Origin of the sequence: Paraglaciecola sp., from assembly GCF_039942875.1 — a bacterium.
GTDB lineage: Bacteria > Pseudomonadota > Gammaproteobacteria > Enterobacterales > Alteromonadaceae > Paraglaciecola.
This window is the reverse complement of the sequence record NZ_JBDVBQ010000054.1, coordinates 42,424-62,138: the sequence shown is the minus strand read 5'-3', so window position 1 is coordinate 62,138 and position 19,715 is coordinate 42,424. Positions and strand designations below refer to the sequence as shown.

At 39.6% G+C, this 19,715-nt stretch carries 22 protein-coding genes; 14 read left to right on the top strand and 8 right to left on the bottom strand.

All coding sequences use genetic code 11. From position 1 onward, the window contains the following. Nucleotides 1-108 precede the first annotated feature (108 nt). Both ABJE44_RS19095 and ABJE44_RS19090 read right to left on the bottom strand, forming a co-directional pair. Nucleotides 109-2,853 (bottom strand): ExeM/NucH family extracellular endonuclease, encoded by a 2,745-nt coding sequence (locus ABJE44_RS19095; protein WP_348110916.1) that lies wholly within the window; start codon nt 2,851-2,853, stop codon nt 109-111. 253 nt (nt 2,854-3,106) lie between these two features. Beyond that, the gene (locus ABJE44_RS19090; RefSeq protein WP_348110917.1) at nt 3,107-4,291 is read right to left on the bottom strand and encodes an alpha/beta hydrolase; all 1,185 of its coding nucleotides are present in this window, start codon (nt 4,289-4,291) and stop codon (nt 3,107-3,109) included. A 377-nt stretch (nt 4,292-4,668) separates the two neighbouring features. Here ABJE44_RS19090 and ABJE44_RS19085 point away from each other — a divergent pair, with 377 nt between their 5' ends. The 3 genes from ABJE44_RS19085 (at nt 4,669) to ABJE44_RS19075 (ending at nt 6,767) form a co-directional block, all read left to right on the top strand. Further along, nucleotides 4,669-5,514 carry a tetratricopeptide repeat protein gene (locus ABJE44_RS19085; RefSeq protein WP_348110918.1) on the top strand — a complete coding sequence of 282 codons (846 nt, stop codon included), beginning with the start codon at nt 4,669-4,671 and terminating at the stop codon, nt 5,512-5,514. Between the two features lie 16 nt (nt 5,515-5,530). Next, nucleotides 5,531-5,701, top strand: coding sequence for an SEC-C metal-binding domain-containing protein (locus ABJE44_RS19080; protein WP_348110919.1), 171 nt, complete (start codon nt 5,531-5,533; stop codon nt 5,699-5,701). A gap of 112 nt (nt 5,702-5,813) precedes the next feature. Beyond that, the gene (locus ABJE44_RS19075; RefSeq protein ID WP_348110920.1) at nt 5,814-6,767 is read left to right on the top strand and encodes a hypothetical protein; all 954 of its coding nucleotides are present in this window, start codon (nt 5,814-5,816) and stop codon (nt 6,765-6,767) included. A gap of 162 nt (nt 6,768-6,929) precedes the next feature. Here the strand turns inward: ABJE44_RS19075 and ABJE44_RS19070 are convergent, their stop codons facing one another. Together ABJE44_RS19070 and ABJE44_RS19065 are read right to left on the bottom strand one after the other, a co-directional pair. Beyond that, the gene (locus ABJE44_RS19070; RefSeq protein ID WP_348110921.1) at nt 6,930-7,139 is read right to left on the bottom strand and encodes a hypothetical protein; all 210 of its coding nucleotides are present in this window, start codon (nt 7,137-7,139) and stop codon (nt 6,930-6,932) included. A 10-nt stretch (nt 7,140-7,149) separates the two neighbouring features. Further along, nucleotides 7,150-7,932 carry a hypothetical protein gene (locus ABJE44_RS19065; RefSeq protein ID WP_348110922.1) on the bottom strand — a complete coding sequence of 261 codons (783 nt, stop codon included), beginning with the start codon at nt 7,930-7,932 and terminating at the stop codon, nt 7,150-7,152. Between the two features lie 227 nt (nt 7,933-8,159). Here ABJE44_RS19065 and ABJE44_RS19060 point away from each other — a divergent pair, with 227 nt between their 5' ends. From ABJE44_RS19060 to ABJE44_RS19045, 4 genes are all read left to right on the top strand, one after another. Then, complete coding sequence (locus tag ABJE44_RS19060; RefSeq protein ID WP_348110923.1) at nt 8,160-8,960, top strand: alpha/beta hydrolase-fold protein; 801 nt, start codon at nt 8,160-8,162, stop codon at nt 8,958-8,960. Between the two features lie 48 nt (nt 8,961-9,008). Next, nucleotides 9,009-9,500, top strand: coding sequence for a hypothetical protein (locus ABJE44_RS19055; protein ID WP_348110924.1), 492 nt, complete (start codon nt 9,009-9,011; stop codon nt 9,498-9,500). Continuing rightward, entirely contained in the window at nt 9,493-10,323 is an 831-nt protein-coding gene (locus tag ABJE44_RS19050) for a hypothetical protein (protein ID WP_348110925.1), read from the top strand. The genes ABJE44_RS19055 and ABJE44_RS19050 overlap by 8 nt, the downstream gene beginning before the upstream one ends. A 70-nt stretch (nt 10,324-10,393) precedes the next feature. Further along, nucleotides 10,394-10,837 (top strand): hypothetical protein, encoded by a 444-nt coding sequence (locus ABJE44_RS19045; RefSeq protein WP_348110926.1) that lies wholly within the window; start codon nt 10,394-10,396, stop codon nt 10,835-10,837. A 9-nt stretch (nt 10,838-10,846) separates the two neighbouring features. Here ABJE44_RS19045 and ABJE44_RS19040 read toward each other — a convergent pair whose 3' ends face one another. Then, nucleotides 10,847-11,446, bottom strand: coding sequence for a LysE family transporter (locus tag ABJE44_RS19040; RefSeq protein ID WP_348110927.1), 600 nt, complete (start codon nt 11,444-11,446; stop codon nt 10,847-10,849). Nucleotides 11,447-11,586: 140 nt separating this feature from the next. On the opposite strand from ABJE44_RS19040, the gene ABJE44_RS19035 reads away from it, so the two are divergent. Further along, a complete protein-coding gene (locus ABJE44_RS19035; RefSeq protein ID WP_348110928.1) occupies nt 11,587-12,471 on the top strand; it encodes a LysR family transcriptional regulator ArgP in 885 nt (294 codons plus the stop codon). A gap of 35 nt (nt 12,472-12,506) precedes the next feature. Here ABJE44_RS19035 and fghA read toward each other — a convergent pair whose 3' ends face one another. Further along, a complete protein-coding gene (gene fghA / locus ABJE44_RS19030; protein ID WP_348110929.1) occupies nt 12,507-13,352 on the bottom strand; it encodes an S-formylglutathione hydrolase in 846 nt (281 codons plus the stop codon). A gap of 81 nt (nt 13,353-13,433) precedes the next feature. Then, a complete protein-coding gene (locus ABJE44_RS19025; RefSeq protein WP_348110930.1) occupies nt 13,434-14,579 on the bottom strand; it encodes an S-(hydroxymethyl)glutathione dehydrogenase/class III alcohol dehydrogenase in 1,146 nt (381 codons plus the stop codon). 127 nt (nt 14,580-14,706) lie between these two features. Here ABJE44_RS19025 and ABJE44_RS19020 point away from each other — a divergent pair, with 127 nt between their 5' ends. Beyond that, nucleotides 14,707-15,582, top strand: a complete 876-nt coding sequence (locus ABJE44_RS19020) for a LysR family transcriptional regulator (RefSeq protein WP_348110931.1) — start codon at nt 14,707-14,709, stop codon at nt 15,580-15,582. A gap of 16 nt (nt 15,583-15,598) precedes the next feature. Further along, nucleotides 15,599-15,967 carry a VOC family protein gene (locus ABJE44_RS19015; RefSeq protein ID WP_348110932.1) on the top strand — a complete coding sequence of 123 codons (369 nt, stop codon included), beginning with the start codon at nt 15,599-15,601 and terminating at the stop codon, nt 15,965-15,967. 4 nt (nt 15,968-15,971) lie between these two features. Here ABJE44_RS19015 and ABJE44_RS19010 read toward each other — a convergent pair whose 3' ends face one another. After that, nucleotides 15,972-16,826, bottom strand: a complete 855-nt coding sequence (locus tag ABJE44_RS19010) for a LysR family transcriptional regulator (protein ID WP_348110933.1) — start codon at nt 16,824-16,826, stop codon at nt 15,972-15,974. A 97-nt stretch (nt 16,827-16,923) separates the two neighbouring features. Between ABJE44_RS19010 and ABJE44_RS19005 the strand changes: the two genes are divergently transcribed. From ABJE44_RS19005 to ABJE44_RS18990, 4 genes are all read left to right on the top strand, one after another. Next, complete coding sequence (locus ABJE44_RS19005) at nt 16,924-17,145, top strand: DUF2798 domain-containing protein (protein WP_348110934.1); 222 nt, start codon at nt 16,924-16,926, stop codon at nt 17,143-17,145. Then, nucleotides 17,142-17,426 carry a putative quinol monooxygenase gene (locus tag ABJE44_RS19000; RefSeq protein WP_348110935.1) on the top strand — a complete coding sequence of 95 codons (285 nt, stop codon included), beginning with the start codon at nt 17,142-17,144 and terminating at the stop codon, nt 17,424-17,426. Before ABJE44_RS19005 ends, ABJE44_RS19000 begins: the two co-directional genes overlap by 4 nt. A gap of 168 nt (nt 17,427-17,594) precedes the next feature. After that, on the top strand, nt 17,595-18,668 hold the full coding sequence (locus ABJE44_RS18995; RefSeq protein WP_348110936.1) for a YHYH protein: 1,074 nt from the start codon (nt 17,595-17,597) through the stop codon (nt 18,666-18,668). A 45-nt stretch (nt 18,669-18,713) separates the two neighbouring features. After that, on the top strand, nt 18,714-19,652 hold the full coding sequence (locus ABJE44_RS18990) for a hypothetical protein (RefSeq protein ID WP_348110937.1): 939 nt from the start codon (nt 18,714-18,716) through the stop codon (nt 19,650-19,652). The last annotated feature ends 63 nt before the right edge of the window (nt 19,653-19,715 follow it).

Genomic DNA, 19,715 nt, shown 5'->3' with positions numbered 1-19,715 from the left:
TGTATCAGGTGTCTAATAAACGACAATTTAAGTAGTAATGAGACAAAAAAGCCACATCAGACAGCATGGCTGATGTGGCTTTTTATAGATGCTTTATATGACTACATCTTAGTGAGTCATTTTTCTACGGAAAAGCAAGGCTCCTAATCCTAGTAATAAGAACCCTAGGCCAGTTGAACCACCTGAACCATTGTTAGATGAGGTGTCATCGTCCTCAGGTTCCTCTTCTGGCTCGTCAGCGGCAAAGCTTACAGATACGATGAAAGGGTCGTGGTCAGAGCTTCTATATGGGCCAAGGTCAGTAAAGGCATAACCATCTTCAACACTGTAGTAGCTTAGAGCTTGGTCGTATTGTAATTGGTAAACTTCAACTGAGTTGATGTTCCAGTGTGTGGCATCAACAATGTCATCCATAAATGCACTACTAGCTAGAATGTGGTCTAAACTGCCCACTTGCATTGAATCATAATACCAATAAGAGAAGCCATCGGCGTCAAAGGTTTCAGCTACGTTTTCATAACCATAGGTTGTGGTAACGTCTACCGAAACACCTTCATCTAACTCTGTACGAGCTGCGGTGGTGATAGTGTATCCACGCTCTGCTGGGTCGTAATCAGTTAGTACGGCAAGAGGATCTTCAGCTGAGTAGGCATTCAAATCACCTAAAATCATCACTCTGTCTGGTAAATCAGCGGCCTCTAAGGCGTCACCTAAAGTCACGGCTGCTGATACACGTAGCGCATTACAACTACCTTGAATGCTGTCAATATCTGTTGTTTCTACAGAATCTTCATAACATCCTGACCCTTTAGACTTAAAGTGGTTAACGACTACTGCAAATGACTCACCGCTTCCGTCATGGGTGAAGCTTTGTAATAAAGATACGCGCATTTGTGCATAACTAGTGTCATCAGATAACAACTGTGATGGCATATCAATTTTAATTGCATCGCTTGATGGCGTAACAACAGATGCTCGGTAAATTAAGCCAACCGCAATGGCATCTGTCCCAATTAAGCTATCATCAGCAGTGGCGATGAAGCTGTAGGCATTATCATCTGACAGTTTGGCGTTAACAGCGTCAACCAATGATTGAATAGCACTATCGTCACCAAAGCCATCGTTTTCAATTTCCATTAGGCCGATAACATCCGCATCCATTGCAACGATTGCTTCAACGATTCGTCCTTCTTGTAACTCGAACTCTTCTTCGCTTTCAGCTCCGCGGTTAGCGTCATAATCAAATGTCACACCACCGTTACCGTCGTCGTCTCCATTGAAGTAATTTAGTACATTGAAAGTTGCAATTTTTAAGTCACCTTCATCAATGCTAGGGGATGCTTCACGGGCGCTTAACACTGTGAAGTCTGCTTCTGTGGCATTTATACGGTATTTACTGAATGAGTAGTTTAGTGGGCCAGTTGCAGATACGGTATCACCCACACCAATGGCATTGGTGTAACTAAAGTTACTATAAAAGCTTAAGCTTTCTGGGTAACTGCTAGAAGTATTATCTTCAACGTAAATGGTTGTGGACGCATTATCTAGAACTAGTTGTTCATAGGCGGCGGTAAGCGGTGCGTAAAGATCTGTTGGTTGGCGTTTAAGTTCATCACTTAGTCCAAGCTCACCATATTGCCATAGGGTATCAGTATCGAAAACAGTGAGGTCGCTTACACTTACCATCATGCCTTCGTAGTGCTCTAAGTCGTCTGTTTCAGCCATTGGAAAGGACACATTAGCTGTGGTAATAGATGCAGTGGTTTCGCCACAATCTAATAAACTAGTAACACTTGTTAGTTGGGTAAGGTCGTAATATTCGTCTACTGTTCCTAATATTCGCACAGTGTGATTAACAGTCGGTAAAGTATCAGTGTAATAAACAAAAACCCCTTCAGATGTACTGCTATCTTGGTCTTCATCAGAGACTTCTTCTTGCATGAAGAATCCATTGTCACGAAGACCTGTCACAACACCTTCTACTATAACTTCTGAGCCATCCAATGGAGAAGCCGTACCAGAACCCTGAACGGCACTTATGTACTGTAAGCCTTCAGAATCTGTAGCAAAACAAGCACCTATTTCAATTGGCTCTTCGATTTCTTCTTCATCTTCCTCTTCTTCAGAACTTAAAGCTGAAAAGAGGACGTCGTCAAAAAAGATGTTTTCGTTACCAGAGTTGATGTCAGCGCTTACCGTTAAAGTAAGGGTTTCACCTAAGCTGTTGGTAGATATAAGATCATCCAAATCGACGGTTAATGTTTGCCATTCAGAGGCTACACCAGCGTCTCCATTAGATAAGTTTTGTAAAACCGTTTCACTAACAGAGTAAAGCTCTATATCAGATGTGCCATCTGAGATAGATACTGTAAAAAAGTCATCGCTTTCGAAGGTGTCTTCATTTATCCAATAGTTAATTGTAAGCTGACGGTTTTCGTAACCGCTTACATCTACTTCTTCGAAAACAACATCTAAGCGGCCATCTGTGTCATTAAATTCAAAGTTATGCTCAACGCCTTCTGAAACTGGTACACCAGCAGCACTTACATCCGGTGAATTGGTGGCGTTATAACTATTCACACCGATAAAATCACTACCGTCTGAACCTTCAGAGGTATCAATTGGACCATCGCCAACACTGCGGCTGTCAAACCAATAGGTTTGAAAATCTAGGCCATCACCTCCAACATTAAATGCGCCAGTGTTACTTAAAGCGGTACCATCGGTTATGGCTTCTGTGGTGTATGTGCCGTCAGATGACAGCCCATTAAAATTTTGCTCTGCAATTATTTCGTCAGCGTAAGCTAAAGGCGAAATAGCCAAAGCCAAGCAAGTTGGTATAGCTTTTAACATGTTCATCTCTCTTAAATATTATGTTTATTTTTAAGTTGTAGCTACTATTTCAACTATTGTGCTAGTAGGGAGCGTAATCGAGATTAGATAAACTGAACCGTTTGGTCAAGTGTTACAGTTATGGCAAAAAGCTATAGACAGCTTGAACTTTAAACTACATTGGAAGCTGTTTGGTATGGATAAATTGCTCTGCTAGGTGAGCGCAGTTTGCGGCTAAAAGCCAGTCATGGCCAGCGGGTGTCTTTGCATTTCATCAATGTGTCATTAAATAGTCCTTATTGAGTAACCAAAAATTATTTTCAATATTAATAAGAGGTCTTTTTTCTGATCCTGGCTGCGCGTTATATAGTATGAGATTAATTAAGTCAGAGCTTACAGCTGGATTACTATGGAAATAGTCATGTCCAATAAGCCCCTTAGATTTAGGTACTTTAATCAAGCTTACGTTACCTGTTGACTTAAATATTTCCCGTTCATTTAAGTTAATATCTTGGGTGTTTAACCGCCCAAAACTAATGGTGTTCGTTAACCATTGAGATAGCCCAAGTGCGCTATCTTCTTGAGAGGTATAAATCGTTATCTTTCCAAATGCAGGCCCAAATTGCTCAGCCATAAGCCTTTGTTTGATAATCCCAAAATCTAAGTCTGGGGCGGCGAGTATTAAATTTTCAATCCGAAAATCTTGTCTTGGGTTGCCTCCTGCGGCTCTATTTTCGATAACAAGCTCACGTAGTGTCGTTGTCACTACATCGGTTCCGCGGCTATGGGCAATAATATGTATGTTTTCGATTTTTGGGTTGTTGAATAATGCTCGTAAAGTTTCTTTCAAATGAAAAATAGTAAACTGGCCAGACTCTTTATCTGCAAGGTAACCAGTTATCCCACCTGCAGCTGCGGGCCATGAGTAAACAATAGGTACCCCTTGACGCTGTAAAAAATGCCAAATGCCTGCAAGTGTAAACACAGAGTCTTCAAAGGTATTATTAAAGCCATGTACAAATAGAACAACGTCTTTGTTGGTAGATACCGCTAATTGCTCATTAACTATGTGATTAAGGTGATTTTCATGCCGTTGCTTTTTTTCTTTAACAGACTTATCAATAGCTAGTCGACCTTGTACCTGATTAAACTTATATGGTGATACTGGGTAGCGCCCTAACTCCTCTACCTGTTCTAATACATAGCTTAAATCAACAGTACGTTTTGGAGCATTGCTTTGAGCCACCAATTCATGCCATGGTAATGAGGGTGCTTCAAAGTTAACTGTCGCAACGCCGTAGGCCATTGAAGAAGAGCGTTTAGCATTATATTTTTGTCCTACTTTTTGCGAAATAGCCCGGTCCGTGACATAAATCAGGTTCATACTTGTTTCTCGAAACGCAACGGGTACTTCGCTTTCTAAATACGGTTTGTGAAGGAATACGTTGGGGGTGGGCATGAGGGAAGATCTTGAAGTACAGGCGGATAATAAAAAGGCAAGTACAGTAACAAAAATGTAAGATGTACATTTACAACGACCTAGCAAATTTTGCCCCTTAATCACGTTATGACGTTATCTGATTATGAAATATATAGATGTGAAAGACTAAATAGGTATTTTCATTCAACAAATGAGTCAATCAATTTCTAATACACCACACTTTTTGGTTAATGTTAGCGCTGAATGCATAACATCTTGTTCATTTAACGATAATATAGTGCTGCTATATTTCGTCAAAATTGCATTGTTTACCCTATAAAAGGATAGTGGTTGTTCCTTGAAATCAGCGTTTTTGACCCCATCCCCCTTTCAACTGAATATCTATGGATACCAATATGAATAGTGTTATCAATATCACCCCAGAAAACTTCCAGCAGGTTATCTTACAAGACTCACAAACTAACGTTGTGATGGTAGAATTTTGGGCCGAAGGTTATGAACCCAGTCAGCAGCTTGCCCCTGTACTACAAAATGTAGCGGCTAAATTTAGTGATAGCCTCATTCATGCCCGAGTTGACTGTCAAACTCAACAAGAAATTGCGGGTCAATTTGGTATTCAAAATCTACCAACGGTTATGTTGATAAAAGAAGGTCAACCTATTGATGGGTTTGCTGGGGTGCAAACAGAAGCAGAAATTATTGCCAGTTTTGAAAAGCATTTACCCAAACCTGAAGATGGCTTGTATCAGCAAGGTGTAGAGTTAGTAACTGCTGGAGACTACCAACAAGCTTATACGGTTTTAAAACAAGCCCATGAACTTGACGCAACTCGTGCTGATATCAAACTACTACTGGCTGATTGCCAAGTAGAACTGGGTCAAATTAAACCAGCTAAAGCTTTGTTAGAGACAATCGGCTTAGTGGATCAAGACGCCCTGTATAATAGTATTTTAGGTAAAATAGAATTAGCTGAACAAGCCGCTGAGTCCCCTGAAATTAAAGCCTTACAAGCTGAGCTTGCAGCTAACCCTGATGATTTAGAGCTTAAAGTAAAATTAGCAGTGCAATTACATCAGGCCAATCAAACCGAAGAGGCGTTAGAGCTGATTGTTTCTGTATTGCTAAAAGACTTAAATTTTGGTGAAGCTAAAAAACTGACCTTAGATATGATTAATGCATTGCCAGATGGCGACCCATTAAAATCAAAATACCGTCGTAAAATTTATAGTTTGTTGTATTAATAAAGGTGTTAAAGATATGAATGAAACAAAAAAAGTCACTACACAGCAAGAAACAAGCACAGGGTGCACCAACACAAGTTGCTGCCCGCCTAAAACACCAGTTGTTCGGGATACCCCAAAAGTTGGCCGTAATGATCCCTGTATTTGTGGTAATGGACGTAAATTCAAAAAGTGCTGCGGAAGGTAAGAGCATAGTTTAACTAAAGCTAAAGCGTTACAGCTATTGTATTAGGAATTCAAATTTATAATTGATAAGGTAGGTTTTTTGCACCAATTATAAATTTGAAATTACACGGATTATGTTTAAATTATCAAAGGCAGCAAAACTACGTTTACAGTTATTTTGGATCTCCACTTTTTTATTACTTACCCCACTCTCGCAAGCGGTTCCATCAAAACCTATTAAAATAGTGGTACCTATTGGTTTTTTAAAATCCCTAGAAGGTATGCTGGAAGAGGACCCTTCATTTACAGATGGGCGAGATTACTTCTTACCAGTCGATAAATGTATTCCTATTTCCAAGATTAAAGAGTTTAATTTTGGTCGACCAGTATTAGATTTTTTGATCCATTGTGAAGTTGTCCGTTTCAATAAACTCGGAGATACCATTCAGGTTATTCAAGCGCCTAATAATATTAGAGCGATTAAAATGCTCTCAGTGGGCGTTGCCGATGCCTTTTCTATGAGCGAATTCCCGTCGGTAATTAATCAGCTTAACGAAACCAACCTTTCGCTCTCGGACCCTGTGCTGCGACAAGGTGAATTTGAAGTGGGTTTTTTCACTGCTCCCAATAGGCCAGAAGTATTAGCTATTAAAAGTGTTTATGAGCTCATGAACCTTACGAGTATCACTGCGACCCAATGGATTAGAGACGACTCCGAGCTGAATAAGTTAACAACCAGACCTCATGTATTAGTTTCTAATCACCGTAAAATCCCCAATATGATTGCCAAAAAAAGAGCCGACTTTACGACAAACGCGCTAAATAAAAAATACGTTTATAATCTAGATGGTGAGATAGTGTTAACGCGAATAGATGGGTTTAAGCTTAGTTTGCCTGGTACTAGAGTTTTTGTGGTCAACTCAAAAAGTAAAGGTTACTTTGATGCCTTACAGGCATATATTCGTGGTCATAGAAATCAGATTAATAGTAATGAAGATGGAATATTTAATGCCTTTAAAGACATAGGTTGGATTTCACCCCATTATAAAGACTGGATCCTTTTAAATGATTATTTTGAGAATAAGTGACCAATAAAAAATTAAAATTTAATTTGTTCTAATGACTAACAGCCCTTTCAAATCAATGCTTTTAAACATATTTTTTGCAGCCAAGTATTCCCAACCCATAGAAAAAATGTGGCGTTATAGTTATCTGTAAATTATAAATCTACATAAAACTTACTTTGACAGTTAGGGCGTAGCGGGGGCGGTTTTAAGCAAGGTTACTATATTTGGCGTTTGACAATGCTCAGCCCATTTGATCAAATACTCTTTTTGTAATTCGTCAAAAATTATATTAGTTAAAAGCATTTTTACTTTGCTTTCTTCGCCTTTAGCAATAGCCACTTTGATCGCTTCTATGTTCGATTCAGAATCTAGTTTTAGCGTGTTGTTAGCCATAATTTATTCCTTATTTAGTTTTTTGAGTTTGCTTATAAAGCATATTGACCATTGCCATTATTTTATAATGGTTAGCTTTTGCTGCTTGATGGAACTCTGCATGCTGTGCATGTATTTGACGTTCCTTTAAGTGCAGCGTTTGTAGTGTTTCATCTGCAATTTGTGACGTTTGATTACTTGGGTCTTTTTCTGCATCTGCGATAGCGATTTCATGCTTATGTTCTAAATTGCTATGAGCTTTAATAACCTGAGAATGCTCAAGTAGTGCCTTTTCATGTTGTTTTAATGCGGCTTCTATCGTTACTAATTTCTTTAGGGCATTGTCACGGTCTTTTCCCCAAAGCTCAATTTCATCAAGCCATAGTCCGTGTTCTGAACTCCATTGATTATGTTCTTCATGGACAGACATATGTGAGTCTGCCGTTGCCGCTTGGGCTTGTGCTTTAAGTTTTGTTGTAAATTCAATTAATTGAGCTGTGTTTGAGTTAGCAATATTCTTGAATTTTTCTGAAACAGAACTACTTGCGAAGGCCAAATCAAAGTTAATTTCATCTTTATAAGCTTGATTAATTTCTTCAGCTGTTTCTATCCATATTTGTAAATTGTCTTCTAGATGCTTACTTGCTTCTTTTATGGCATCTAGGCTTGTTTCTTTGGCATTCTCTAGTGTTGTTTCAGCAGTATGAATAGCCTCTTGCAAGCTTTTTCCTTCTTTCACTACAAATTTTTCAACGTTATTTACCATACCTTGATAACTTTTCTGTAATTCTTTCGCCCATGTTGAGGTATTCATTGGGAGTATCCTTTAAAACATTTCATAGACCTTTGAATTATCATTAATCAAAGTCTTAGCGGATACTATTCGGAGTTTTACCTAATTTGTTGTGGATATTACTTAGCTTGTATCGAGTTTACGAAAACACATTTTAAAAATGTGTCAAAAATGTCAATCTTGTACTCTAGCTGCGCGATTATTTTGATTATTCATCGTTACTTAATTTTTGAAAGGAACTATTACTCATGAAAGCTATTTTGCTATTACTATTGAGTGTTTTATCTGTGGGGGTTGGGGCTGAAGATACACAACTGACCCATGGCATTTTTTCAGAAATACTAAACGAAAAAACAAAGGTCACCGTTAAGTTACCTCTTTCTTATAAAGCCAACAAAAACAAAACCTATCCAGTTTTCTATGTATTAGATGACGGCATCAATACTGAGCTTGTAGATAGTATGAACCGACGTCTTCACAGTTCTAATGGTGCTAATGAACATATAGTGATAGGCGTAAACACTACAGACCGCTTACGGGATTTTGCCCCTAGCGTAAATATGGATCCTAGGGGCCCTGTTGGTGAAGGTGGTGGAGCTGATAAGTTTCTAGACTATATTGAGACAGAGCTCATGCCTTACATCAATAAAACCTATCGTACTAACAATCATAATGTTGTCGCTGGACACTCTATTGCTGGTCTGTTTGTAGTACACGCATTTCACTCACGACCCAACCTTTTTCAAGCTCACTTGGCGTTTAGTCCTGCGGTGTGGTGGGGAGCAAGAGAAACGGCTACAGCTGCACAACAATATGTTATAAAAGGTGTGAGTGTTGGCAGTTTTCTTTATTGTAATATTGGAGCTGAAGGTGGCGAAATGCGAGCGGTATATGACAATTTAACGCAAACAATATTACGCAACCGCTCCAGTGATTTGATTCTCTATTTAGATGTGTTTGATAATGAGAGTCATGATTTTACTATGGCAGCTGGGTTATATAATGCTTTAAAAGGCTTATATAAATATCAACAAAAAAAGGGCATGTAACTAAGGTATCTGTCTGCCAAATACTCATCAAAAATAGCAGAGGTGGATATGTCAAAACAAAGTCTAGCTGCACGTATTCCGAGCTACAAAAAGGCTTTTGCTAGCGGTGAAATTCAGCAAACCTATCAAAGCTTAGTTGGCATAGTGCAAGCCCTTAGAATCGACTTTCAGAAACAATATAAAGGTGAGTTGTCGGTAGCTAATGTACTTCACGGTTACATAGACTTTACGTATTTTTACCTGCAAAACGCTTATCTAAAACAACACAAACTCAAGCTGGCAATTGTACTTAATCATCATCAGGCACACTTTGAACTTTGGTTGCTGGGGCAAACAAAAGACGTACAACTGGGCTATTGGCAAAAGCTAAAAGAAGTAAAGTGGGTGAACAAAGAAGTTATGCCAGACTACTCTATTTTTGAAATTGTGATGGAGCCTGCTCCAGACTTTGATCATCCCAAAAAATTATCAGGTTCTATTCTGAGTTCATATGAGACTCTATCTAAAGAAATTTTTGATACATTAAAGGCTTATGATTAATATTTTACTGCTACTCATATCTTTGGCATTCAGTACTTTTGTGCTCTCAACTCCTATGGTTTCTACCTTAAAAGCTGACGGGCCTAATCAAGGGTTAACGGCCTACGAATTAATTCAGAATTTTGGTGGCAAACGGTCAATAGAATCTCCTGATTTATACCCAGATAATCATATTAGTGAAAAGCATATTTATGAAGATAGCGACAATATAGTGGGCAACCACTTTGTCTTTGTACTGCACCGCGACCTTGATAAAGACAGAGACAAATATATCAAATTTGCTGACAGGCAGCGCAATGAGATTAAAGCCTACAGCGGCTCTAAAGTCAGTTTAAAAGGCTTTGAAGGCGAAACCATGACGTACCGCTGGAAATTCAAGCTGGAAGCAGAGATGTCACTTTCTAAAAATTTTAGTCATTTTTTCCAGTTAAAGTCAGTAGATGATGGCATTGGCATGCCTATTTTAACGATATCAGCAAGAAATTATCGTGGTGACAGATGGTTAGCTTTGTCCCATGCGCCAATAAAAAAAGCTGTCATTTTAGATAAGACTCTTTGGCCAGAGGTGGCAGATGTATGGTTAGAGGCTGAGTGTACCGTAACGTATAGAGATAATGGCGCCTTAGAAATAAGTGTTAAACGCATGTCTGATAAACAAACGGTATTGGCTTTTAAGTCAGAAAACATAGACATGTGGCGTGGCACCCAAAAAGACCACTTTGTAAGGCCTAAATGGGGTTTTTACCGCTCTCTAAAAAGCAAGCATATGTTAGTTAATGAACAAGATTCTATTCGTTTTGCTGATTTTGAAGTGGTTAAATAAATTTACTTTGTTAGCTCACAATATATGCCTTAATATCAATTCACTTCTTTTCGACAAACGGAGATTGCATATGAAACTCATTAGGTGCCTTTTTTGTTTTTTAATATTAACTAGTTGTACATCTTCATATCACAATAACCAAGAGCAAGGAGAAAATCCGTTTGGAGGGGGATTTTCTGATTTTAAGGTAGATGATGGTCTTTTTTCTATTATTTCAAAAACCAATTATGCACCTTGGACTGATTTTCCTGCTGCTCATGCAACGTTTACCAAAAGAGCAATGGAATTATGTAAAAGTCCTAATTTCAAGTCGATGAAACTGCGTGAGACTCAATATGAGCATGGCTATACACCTTCAGCAATTAAAAACATAATTTCACAAGTTGATGGCTATGTTATTTGTAACCCTATGATTTTATTAGATTACAAAGCTAATGAGATAATTAAAGAATACGAGTCTAAAGTCAAAGCATCATCATCATTTATATTGAACAATACTAAACCACAATATTAATTCGCTGATCTAAGCCATCGTCCACAATTGTATTGCCATAAAGATTAATATGGTGGCCATTATGCTATCGAATATTCTCCAGCGAGTAGGTGAACTCAGCAACACTCTTAGCTTGGGGGCGAATGCTGTAAGGCTTCCAAACCAAAATACCGAAGCCACGCACGCGCCAGCGGCGAAGTAAGCTGGGCTCGGTTGTAAGGCTCCTAAACTACCTAGTAGCACTACCGTATCTAGGTAAACATGGGGGTTAAGTAAGCATATGGCTAAAGCCGCTATGGCTGTCACTTTCCAGTTTCTAGCTTTACTGTCATTTATCTTTAATCCAGAGCTGCCTTTAATGGCGCGCATGGCTGAGCCAAACGCTATGTATAACAAAATCATTACACCTGCATAGGTCAACCAAGGTATAAGTGAAGGCATGAGTAACTTGATTTCGTTAGCTGCAAACACGCCAAGAATAATTAATAAGGCATCGCAAAAAATACATACAAGGGCAATGACTAAACGGTTAGCGCCTGACATACACTGACTTAACACCCACACATTTTGTGCACCAATAGCGACGATTAAGCTTAAGCCAAGCATAATTCCAGAGAAAAAAGATCCCATTTTTATCCTACTTTTAGTTGTTCTGTGTAGTGCTCATGACTTAACGTGATGCACTCGTCTCTTGTATCAATGACATTAATGATATCTTTTGTTTTGTTAGTAGTATAATGAATATAAATATCGTTACATGAATAAAAATCATGATTGATTATCCATTGCTACAAGCACTTGCTGCTGTGATCACTGAAAAGGGCTTTGAAAAAGCCTCTAAAAAACTCTTTATTACCCAATCGGCGGTGAGCCGAAGAATAAGGCAACTTGAGTCAACATTAGGTGAGCCTGTTTTAGTGCGCTCTCAACCCCCTAAATTAACCGTCACTGGCCAGCGTTTACTGAATCACTTACAGCAAGTTATGCAGTTAGAGGTGGCATTAGGTATGGCAAATATAGCTGAAGATTCTGCGTACGATAAACCGTTAACAGTGCGACTGGCTACAAATGCAGATTCCTTGGCCACTTGGTTACCAGAGGCCTTAGCGGTTCCTGAGTCTGCTATGGCGGGTAAGTTAAAGTTTGAGCTGGTGGTAGAAGACCAATCTGTAACACTCAATAGAATGAAAGCTGGAGAAGTGATGATATGTATATCTTCTCACCCCGAGCCAGTTAATGGTGGTTCGGTGGATGCCCTTGGGGCATTACCCTATAAAGCCGTCGCTAGTCCTGCTTTTATAGAGCGTCACGGTTTAGATGCTGAACTATCGGACTTACCTTGCTTGGTGTTTGATGAAAACGATACGCTGCAGCATGAATTTCTAGATGATTTCAATTATGGTAAACCTAAATTTATTCATTCATGCCCTTCTTCAGAAGGCTTCAAACAAATGATAATAGCGGGGCTCGGGTACGGTTTGTTACCAGAATTACAAATTGGAAACTCATTAAACAATGGCGAATTAGTAGACTTAAAGCCTACTTACGTTATTAATACGCCACTGTTTTGGCATTATTGGCATACTGAAAGCCCACAACTGAAAGCCTTACGACAACATGCCTTGTGTGTTGCTCAAAATAGACTTAAGCAGTAAGTCTTTTGGTTACTAACAGTCTAAATTAGACTCTTCTAAATAGCTAAGTGTTCAAAATGAAAACGTAAATGCTGCTCGATAAAACTCGCTATAAAGTAATAGCTATGGTCGTAGCCTTCTTCCATGTTTATGGTAATGGGGTAATCGTTAATACTCGCAGCTTCTTTAATAGTGTGTGTTTTAAGCTGGTTTTCTAAAAACTCATCACTGGTGCCCTGCGATACAAGAGTAGGCAAATGAGTGGTAGATTTTTTGATGAGCTCACTGGCGTCGTACTCTTCCCATAGGCGCTGTTCGTCACCCAAATACGCACTAAAGGCTTTTTGCCCCCATGGGCATTTCATAGGGTTACAGATTGGACTAAAAGCACTAACAGATTGATATTTTTCAGGATTTTTTAAGGCAATAGTTAGCGCCCCATGGCCGCCCATTGAGTGGCCACTAAGGGCACGCTTTGAGTTCACAGGGAAGTTTTCTTCAATCAAAGCGGGAAGTTCGGTTAGGATATAATCATACATTTTATAATGGCTATCCCAAGGAGTTTGGGTCGCGTTTAGGTAAAAACCAGCACCTAAACCTAAGTCATAAGACCCTAGTTTATCATCAGGCACCTTACTGCCTCTGGGGCTAGTATCTGGGGCTACAATGGCCACCCCTAATTCGGCTGCTAACTTTTGTGCCCCCGCTTTCTGCATAAAGTTTTCATCGGTGCAGGTTAAACCTGACAACCAATAAAGTACCGGCACTTTATGTATGCTAGTGGCTTGTGGCGGTAAAAAAATAGCAAATCGCATACGGCAGTTTAATGCTTGTGATTGGTGGCTAAACTGTTTGTGCCAGCCATTAGATACTTTATTAATGCTGAGGCTTTCAATAGTCATGTTAGATTCTCATTTAATGCATCCCGTTACTCTCTATCTGAGTAACGGGGTAAGGGGAGTTAGGGTACTAAGCTGTTACTTTTAGAAATGAATAACAGTGCGAATACTTTCACCCTTGTGCATTAAATCAAATGCGTCATTGATGCCTTCAAGGGCCATAGTGTGGGTAATAAAGTCGTTTAACTTAAATTCGCCAGCTAAGTAACGCTCTACGTAGTCGGGCAATTCAGTGCGGCCTTTAACCCCACCAAACGCGGTTCCACGCCATACTCGCCCAGTAACGAGTTGGAAAGGACGGGTTGATATTTCTTGCCCAGCACCGGCTACACCTATGATGACTGACTCCCCCCAACCTTTATGGCAACACTCTAAAGCTGAGCGCATTATGTCTACGTTACCAATACATTCGAAAGAGTAATCAACCCCACCGTCAGTTAACTCAACAATGACGTCTTGAATGGGCTTGTCATAATCTTTGGGGTTGATACAGTCGGTGGCGCCTAGCTTTGTGGCCAATTCGAATTTGCTCTCATTAATATCGATAGCAATAATTCGTGATGCCTTTGCCATAGCGGCACCAATTACCGCAGATAAGCCAATTCCACCTAAGCCGAATATCGCTACTGTGTCACCTTCTTCAACTTTGGCTGTATTCATTACTGCGCCCATGCCTGTTGTTACACCACACCCAAGTAGACATACTTCTTCAAGGGGCGCTTTAGGATTCACTTTGGCTAATGAAATTTCAGGTAATACTGTGTATTCAGAGAAAGTAGAACAGCCCATGTAATGGAAAATGGGCTCCCCATCTTTATAGAACCGAGTGGTGCCGTCTGGCATAACACCGCGGCCTTGAGTTTCACGTACTGCGCTACATAAGTTGGTTTTACCTGAAGTACAGAATTTACAAATGCCACACTCAGCGGTGTAGAGTGGGATGACATGAGCTCCAACACTTACACTTGTTACACCTTCACCTACTTGTTCAACAACGCCACCCCCTTCGTGACCTAAAATCACAGGGAAAATTCCCTCAGGATCTTCACCTGAAAGTGTAAACGCATCGGTATGGCATACACCCGACGCCACAATTTTCACTAACACTTCGCCTTTTTTAGGCAGCATCACATCCACTTCTTCAATGGATAATGGCTGCTTAGGACCCCAAGCAATTGCAGCTTTAGATTTTATAAATCCGCTATTGGAAGAAATATTATTGTCATTCATTACTTAGCCTTTTGCATTTTTCGCTTAAAAAATTAAACGTATTCTGAGTATTTTAAAATTATCATTTGTTTTATATTTGATAACAATAATCCATTTAGTAATTATCTTTTACTGAGGTGTAATAATAATGAGGTGGGAAGGTATTACCGAGTTTGTGGCTGTGGCAGACCGTAAAAGCTTTACTTTGGCTTCGAAAGACTTACTGCTATCAACGGCACAGGTGAGTAGACAAGTCGCCGCTTTAGAAAAAAGGTTAAGGGTAAAGTTGTTCCGCAGAACCACTCGAAAAGTTGCATTAACAGAAGAAGGGCACTTGTATTATGTGCACTGCAAAGATTTATTAGATGGGTTAGATGCAGCAGAGCAAGCCCTGAATAATCTAAAGGGTGTACCCCAAGGCACAGTCAATGTTTCTGCACCTGTGACCTATGGTGAGAACGTTATCATTCCTATCCTTAATGACTTTGTGAAATTTAATAGCGGCATCAAAATTAATATTAACCTCAGTAATAATAGAGTTGATCTGGTTGAATCTGATTTTGATTTGGCTATACGACTCGGACAGCTCGAAGATTCAAGTTTAGTTGCCCGGCAGCTCACCCAAAGGTCAACTTTTGTGTGCGCTTCTCCCGAATACATCAAAAAATTTGGGTCGCCTCATTCTTTGTCTGAACTAAGTCATCACAACTGTTTGCTGGGAACTAATGATTATTGGTATTTTATAAACAGTGGCAAAGAGAAAAAAGTAAAAGTCAGTGGTAGCATAAGGTGTAATAGTGGCTATGGCCTGGTTAATGCGGCGTTAAAAGATATAGGGGTGATTCAATTACCCGATTTTTATGTGACAGACTACATTGAATCTGGTGAGCTAGTTCCTTTATTAGAACAATATCAAAAGCCAAAAGAAGGAGTGTGGGCCGTCTATCCACAAAACCGGTATTTATCCATGAAAGTGAAAGCGCTTATTGAGTTTTTAATGATAGAACTTAGTAAACAAGAATAATAAAAGGTGTAAAAAAATGAATTTAAACCAAGTGACTTTGCCGGTTACAGATATGCCCAAAGGGGTTAGCTTTTATCAAGCTTTAGGATTTAACTTAATAGTTGATACCCCTCACTATGCACGGTTTGAATGTCCTGAAGGTGAGGCTACCTTTTCGTTAGTATTAGAAGAAGGCGCTGAACATGGTGCTGTTATCTACTTTGAGCATCAAGCTTTGGATACATGGGTAGAGCAATTAATAGCGAAGGGGATTGAGTTTAAACAGTTACCCACAGACCAAACCTACCTGTGGCGCGAGGCCATCTTATTTGACCCATCGGGTAATAAAATTAAGTTGTATTGGGCTGGCGAAAACAGACTCAACCCACCATGGCGGGTGAATTAAGTGTTTACAATTTTAGCAGTTGGCCGTTTAAAGCTAGTGTCTTGTTTTCATGTAAGGTTTTTAACAACAAAGAGGCGAGCGTAGATGGCGCTTGTGTATTTGGCCATAGGGCATACACAGGGCGTGTAAACAATACACCAGACCTATATTCATATTCGCATTCAGAATCTTCAAGCAATTGTTGTACTTCAGTCATGGGCAATAAGCCGGTTCCCACTTTATCTTGTACCATCAGTCTGGCGACCGTGATGTCGTTAGTTTTTATCATTCTGTTGAAAGTGTTGTGGCTATCTGTGATCGCCCTATCGTGGTCCGAAAATTTGTCATATGGCGTGACTAATACCTCTTTGGATACACAATCCTTTGCGCAAACTAAGGCTACAGCTATTTCACCTATGGCTTTTTGATAGTAGGCAGAATCTTTTTGCTTACCTACACGGATAGCCATATCAAATGATGTTTGACTGAGAAGTACATTGGCGTTTGAGGGCTCTAAGGTAATGTTTGTTGCCATAAGTTCAGGCAAGCTAATAAATTGCCATAAGGCCCTATAAAATGGGCCTTGCATTAAATTTTGCGGACAATGTAGTATAAATCGACTAGGTAACGATGTATCTTTTGCAAGTAAAGCATCATTGATTTCCAGTAAACCATTGGCATGCTTTTCGTACATATCTTGGCCATAACTAGTTAATGATAAACCCCGTGAAGAACGAATAAATAAAGGCGTGCCTAAGCGGTCTTCTAAAAAGCTCACGCGCTTTGATAATGTTGGCGACGTTAATCTAAGTGCTTTGGCTGTTTTTGAAAAACTACCTCTACGGGCGACTTCCACAAATAACAAAAAATCATCTAGCATGGCAAATTCCTCATACTTAAGTTTCCAAAAACCTTGTTCTAGAAAATTCTAATTTCTATAACCTAGCATCTATTCTATCGCTAAATAGGTGCGAGTAATGACTCGATTTATTTTTACATTTTTGTTTTCGTTTTGCCTGTCTTTGCTGATGTCTGCCTGGGTAACCTTTATCAATCTCGGATTCGTTTCTGATTTTCTAAACTACTGGATGATAGCGTTTATCAATGCATGGCCTGCCGCTTTTTGCGCGGCGCTTATTTTAACTAAACCCGTATCTAACGTTACGGCTTATATCACTACAAAACTGAGGTTCTCATGATTGATATTGTTGCATTTATTCACCCTAAACCAGAAAAATTTGCCCATTGCCGTACGCTAATAACAGAAATATTAGCCCCTACCCGCCTAGAGAAAGGCTGCCAACGTTTTGAGTTGTTTACCGAAAACAATACCACCCTAGTGCTAGTTGAAACGTTTGAAAGTCAAGAGGCGTTAGATTTTCACTATAATCAAGACTACGTGAAATATGTATTCGCTGAGTATGAGTTTGCTCTCGAAAAAGAACCTGAAATCCATAAGTTAATGGGAGTTGTAAGTTAACAAGCCGTATGAACTTATTTAACGCATAAAGTATTTTAAAAAGCGTAAAGAGTTCGTAAATTCCTTCGCAAAAATTATCAATCTTGAGCATGATTGCACTACAAACTAGATTTTTAATCTTTTGCGAACGTCATTCTTGACGCTTGCTTACATTTTTACAGAGTTTCTATGAAATATCTTGGTGTTTTAACACCCATTGCATTGTTAGGTTTAGTGTCATGTACTCCAGTTAAAACCAGTGTTGATTTGGGTAGTGAGCAGAGTTTACTTAGCCACAACCGTTTTTCTCATTTTAAACAGGTGAGCACCAGCCAAAATGATCATTACTTTATTGTTGCATCAAATGGTATTCCGGACCATCCGGTTATGGAGGGAATAACCAATTGGCAGCAACAAGTTGTATTGCCACAAGATTACACTGCTAATAACGCTTGGAAGATCCCACTGCATCCCGAGCTTGCTGAAACACCACTATTAACTAAAGAGCACTTTCATCGAGGAGCAGTCGCGGTCGCGGTTAATGGTGTGCCCATTTTTAACGCTGCCAATAATAGAGGAGAGTTTGCTACCGAAATTGGTGAGCTAGACCGTTGGGGGGGACATGCAGGCAAAGCAGATGACTATCACTATCACTTAATTCCCGAGCATTTAGAACAGATAGTAGGTGAGAATAACCCAGTGGCCTTCGCCTTGGATGGGTTCCCTGTATTTGGTAAAACAGATGCGGAGTTAGATGAGTATCTGGGGAGATTTACTGAGAATGGCAGCTATCAATACCATGCTGTTGATCATGCTCCTTATTTTATTGCTGGTCTAAGAGGGAAGGTAAGTACGGACTCAATAGAAAACGCCCCTGAGGATCAAATTATTCCTCAGCCATTTACTCGGCCAATAAGAACGGCTGACTACGGTCCGCTACCCGGTGCAGAAATCACCCATTTTACAAAGCATCAAGCTTCCAGTTATTCGTTAGAGTATCAATTAAATGGGCACAGTCATCATATAAATTACAGCTGGGATAACGATGGTTTACATCAATTTGAATATGTTGACGCCGAGGGCAATATCACAACCGAAATATATGAAAAGTTAAATCAGCTTAAACAAGAACATAGCGAAGAGCCCCCTAAAAAAGTGCGCCCAGCCACACATATCCAACAAGCTGACACAGGCCGAAAATACTGTGGGGATGGTATGTGTGATAATACAGAAACAACACAACAGTGCCCTGCAGACTGCTAGTTTCAATAGTTAACCAAATGTATTAAATAGGAGTACACGATATAAATGAAGAGCATTCGTTTTAGTTATTTTTTTACCTTAGTTTTTTTAGGGGGCACGACTTGTAGTGTTTTAGCTGCAAAAGCAGTCGTGATTGAAGGGCCCGCAACAGTGCTTAGTACATCACAATTCACCTGTGAGCATGGGCGTTCGCGCTTGTCTCCCATTGGTATAAAAAAAGCCGGTGATAAAACCTATTTAGTTCCAGCTGAAACTCAATACAAAAAAGAAAATTTTGTCACCAACTTATATGATCAATGTACGAATGTGGAACCCAAGTCTATATCTGAAGTTGATGTATCAGCAGTACCCATAATCGAGATAGATGGTGACGGTGAGGTTATCACTGGATATATATTCGCAGATAATTACTTTGAATTGTTTATCAATGGAAAATTGATAGGGGTAGATCCAGTGCCGTTTACGCCATTTAACTCCAACATTGTACGTTTTAAAGTTAAAAAGCCTTACGATATTGCGATTAAGGTGGTGGACTGGGAAGAAAACGCTGGTTTAGGTAGTGAGAACAACAGAGGTAAACAATATCACCCCGGAGACGGTGGCTTAATTGCGAGCTTTTCTGACGGTACACTCACCAATTCAGATTGGAAGGCTCAGACTTTTTATACGGCACCCATTTACGACTTAAATTGCGTAGAAGAAAAAGGTCAGCAAAGGTTAACCAGCACCTGCGATACTAAAGGCGCTTATCAATATCAAACGACTTATTCATTACATTGGGATATTCCAAGTAATTGGACTATCGATCAAAGCCATTTAACTTGGCCTAACTCCTTGGAGTATACCGAAGGTGAAATAGGGGTAGATAACAAACCTGCTTATATGAATTTTCAAGAACAATTTACTGGCGCGGGAGCAAAATTTATATGGTCGAGTAATCTTGTTTTAGATAATGTGATCTTGTTTAGGTACACAGTTAAATAACGTGAACTAAGTATTACCGCCTAGTATATCAATACAACAAAAAGCCAGCTAAAAATGCTGGCC

Bases quoted from the DNA above. Each gene is read 5' to 3' on its own strand.
- fghA (WP_348110929.1), bottom strand. From the start codon at position 13,352: ATGACTATTGAAAGCCTCAGCATTAATAAAGTATCTAATGGCTGGCAC.
- ABJE44_RS19045 (WP_348110926.1), top strand. From the start codon at position 10,394: ATGAAACTCATTAGGTGCCTTTTTTGTTTTTTAATATTAACTAGTTGT.
- ABJE44_RS19055 (WP_348110924.1), top strand. From the start codon at position 9,009: ATGTCAAAACAAAGTCTAGCTGCACGTATTCCGAGCTACAAAAAGGCT.
- ABJE44_RS19015 (WP_348110932.1), top strand. From the start codon at position 15,599: ATGAATTTAAACCAAGTGACTTTGCCGGTTACAGATATGCCCAAAGGG.
- ABJE44_RS19090 (WP_348110917.1), bottom strand. From the start codon at position 4,291: ATGCCCACCCCCAACGTATTCCTTCACAAACCGTATTTAGAAAGCGAA.
- ABJE44_RS19010 (WP_348110933.1), bottom strand. From the start codon at position 16,826: ATGCTAGATGATTTTTTGTTATTTGTGGAAGTCGCCCGTAGAGGTAGT.
- ABJE44_RS19085 (WP_348110918.1), top strand. From the start codon at position 4,669: ATGAATAGTGTTATCAATATCACCCCAGAAAACTTCCAGCAGGTTATC.
- ABJE44_RS19075 (WP_348110920.1), top strand. From the start codon at position 5,814: ATGTTTAAATTATCAAAGGCAGCAAAACTACGTTTACAGTTATTTTGG.
- ABJE44_RS19050 (WP_348110925.1), top strand. From the start codon at position 9,493: ATGATTAATATTTTACTGCTACTCATATCTTTGGCATTCAGTACTTTT.
- ABJE44_RS18990 (WP_348110937.1), top strand. From the start codon at position 18,714: ATGAAGAGCATTCGTTTTAGTTATTTTTTTACCTTAGTTTTTTTAGGG.
- ABJE44_RS19065 (WP_348110922.1), bottom strand. From the start codon at position 7,932: ATGAATACCTCAACATGGGCGAAAGAATTACAGAAAAGTTATCAAGGT.
- ABJE44_RS19095 (WP_348110916.1), bottom strand. From the start codon at position 2,853: ATGTTAAAAGCTATACCAACTTGCTTGGCTTTGGCTATTTCGCCTTTA.
- ABJE44_RS19040 (WP_348110927.1), bottom strand. From the start codon at position 11,446: ATGGGATCTTTTTTCTCTGGAATTATGCTTGGCTTAAGCTTAATCGTC.
- ABJE44_RS18995 (WP_348110936.1), top strand. From the start codon at position 17,595: ATGAAATATCTTGGTGTTTTAACACCCATTGCATTGTTAGGTTTAGTG.
- ABJE44_RS19005 (WP_348110934.1), top strand. From the start codon at position 16,924: ATGACTCGATTTATTTTTACATTTTTGTTTTCGTTTTGCCTGTCTTTG.
- ABJE44_RS19020 (WP_348110931.1), top strand. From the start codon at position 14,707: ATGAGGTGGGAAGGTATTACCGAGTTTGTGGCTGTGGCAGACCGTAAA.
- ABJE44_RS19000 (WP_348110935.1), top strand. From the start codon at position 17,142: ATGATTGATATTGTTGCATTTATTCACCCTAAACCAGAAAAATTTGCC.
- ABJE44_RS19070 (WP_348110921.1), bottom strand. From the start codon at position 7,139: ATGGCTAACAACACGCTAAAACTAGATTCTGAATCGAACATAGAAGCG.
- ABJE44_RS19035 (WP_348110928.1), top strand. From the start codon at position 11,587: ATGATTGATTATCCATTGCTACAAGCACTTGCTGCTGTGATCACTGAA.
- ABJE44_RS19025 (WP_348110930.1), bottom strand. From the start codon at position 14,579: ATGAATGACAATAATATTTCTTCCAATAGCGGATTTATAAAATCTAAA.
- ABJE44_RS19080 (WP_348110919.1), top strand. From the start codon at position 5,531: ATGAATGAAACAAAAAAAGTCACTACACAGCAAGAAACAAGCACAGGG.
- ABJE44_RS19060 (WP_348110923.1), top strand. From the start codon at position 8,160: ATGAAAGCTATTTTGCTATTACTATTGAGTGTTTTATCTGTGGGGGTT.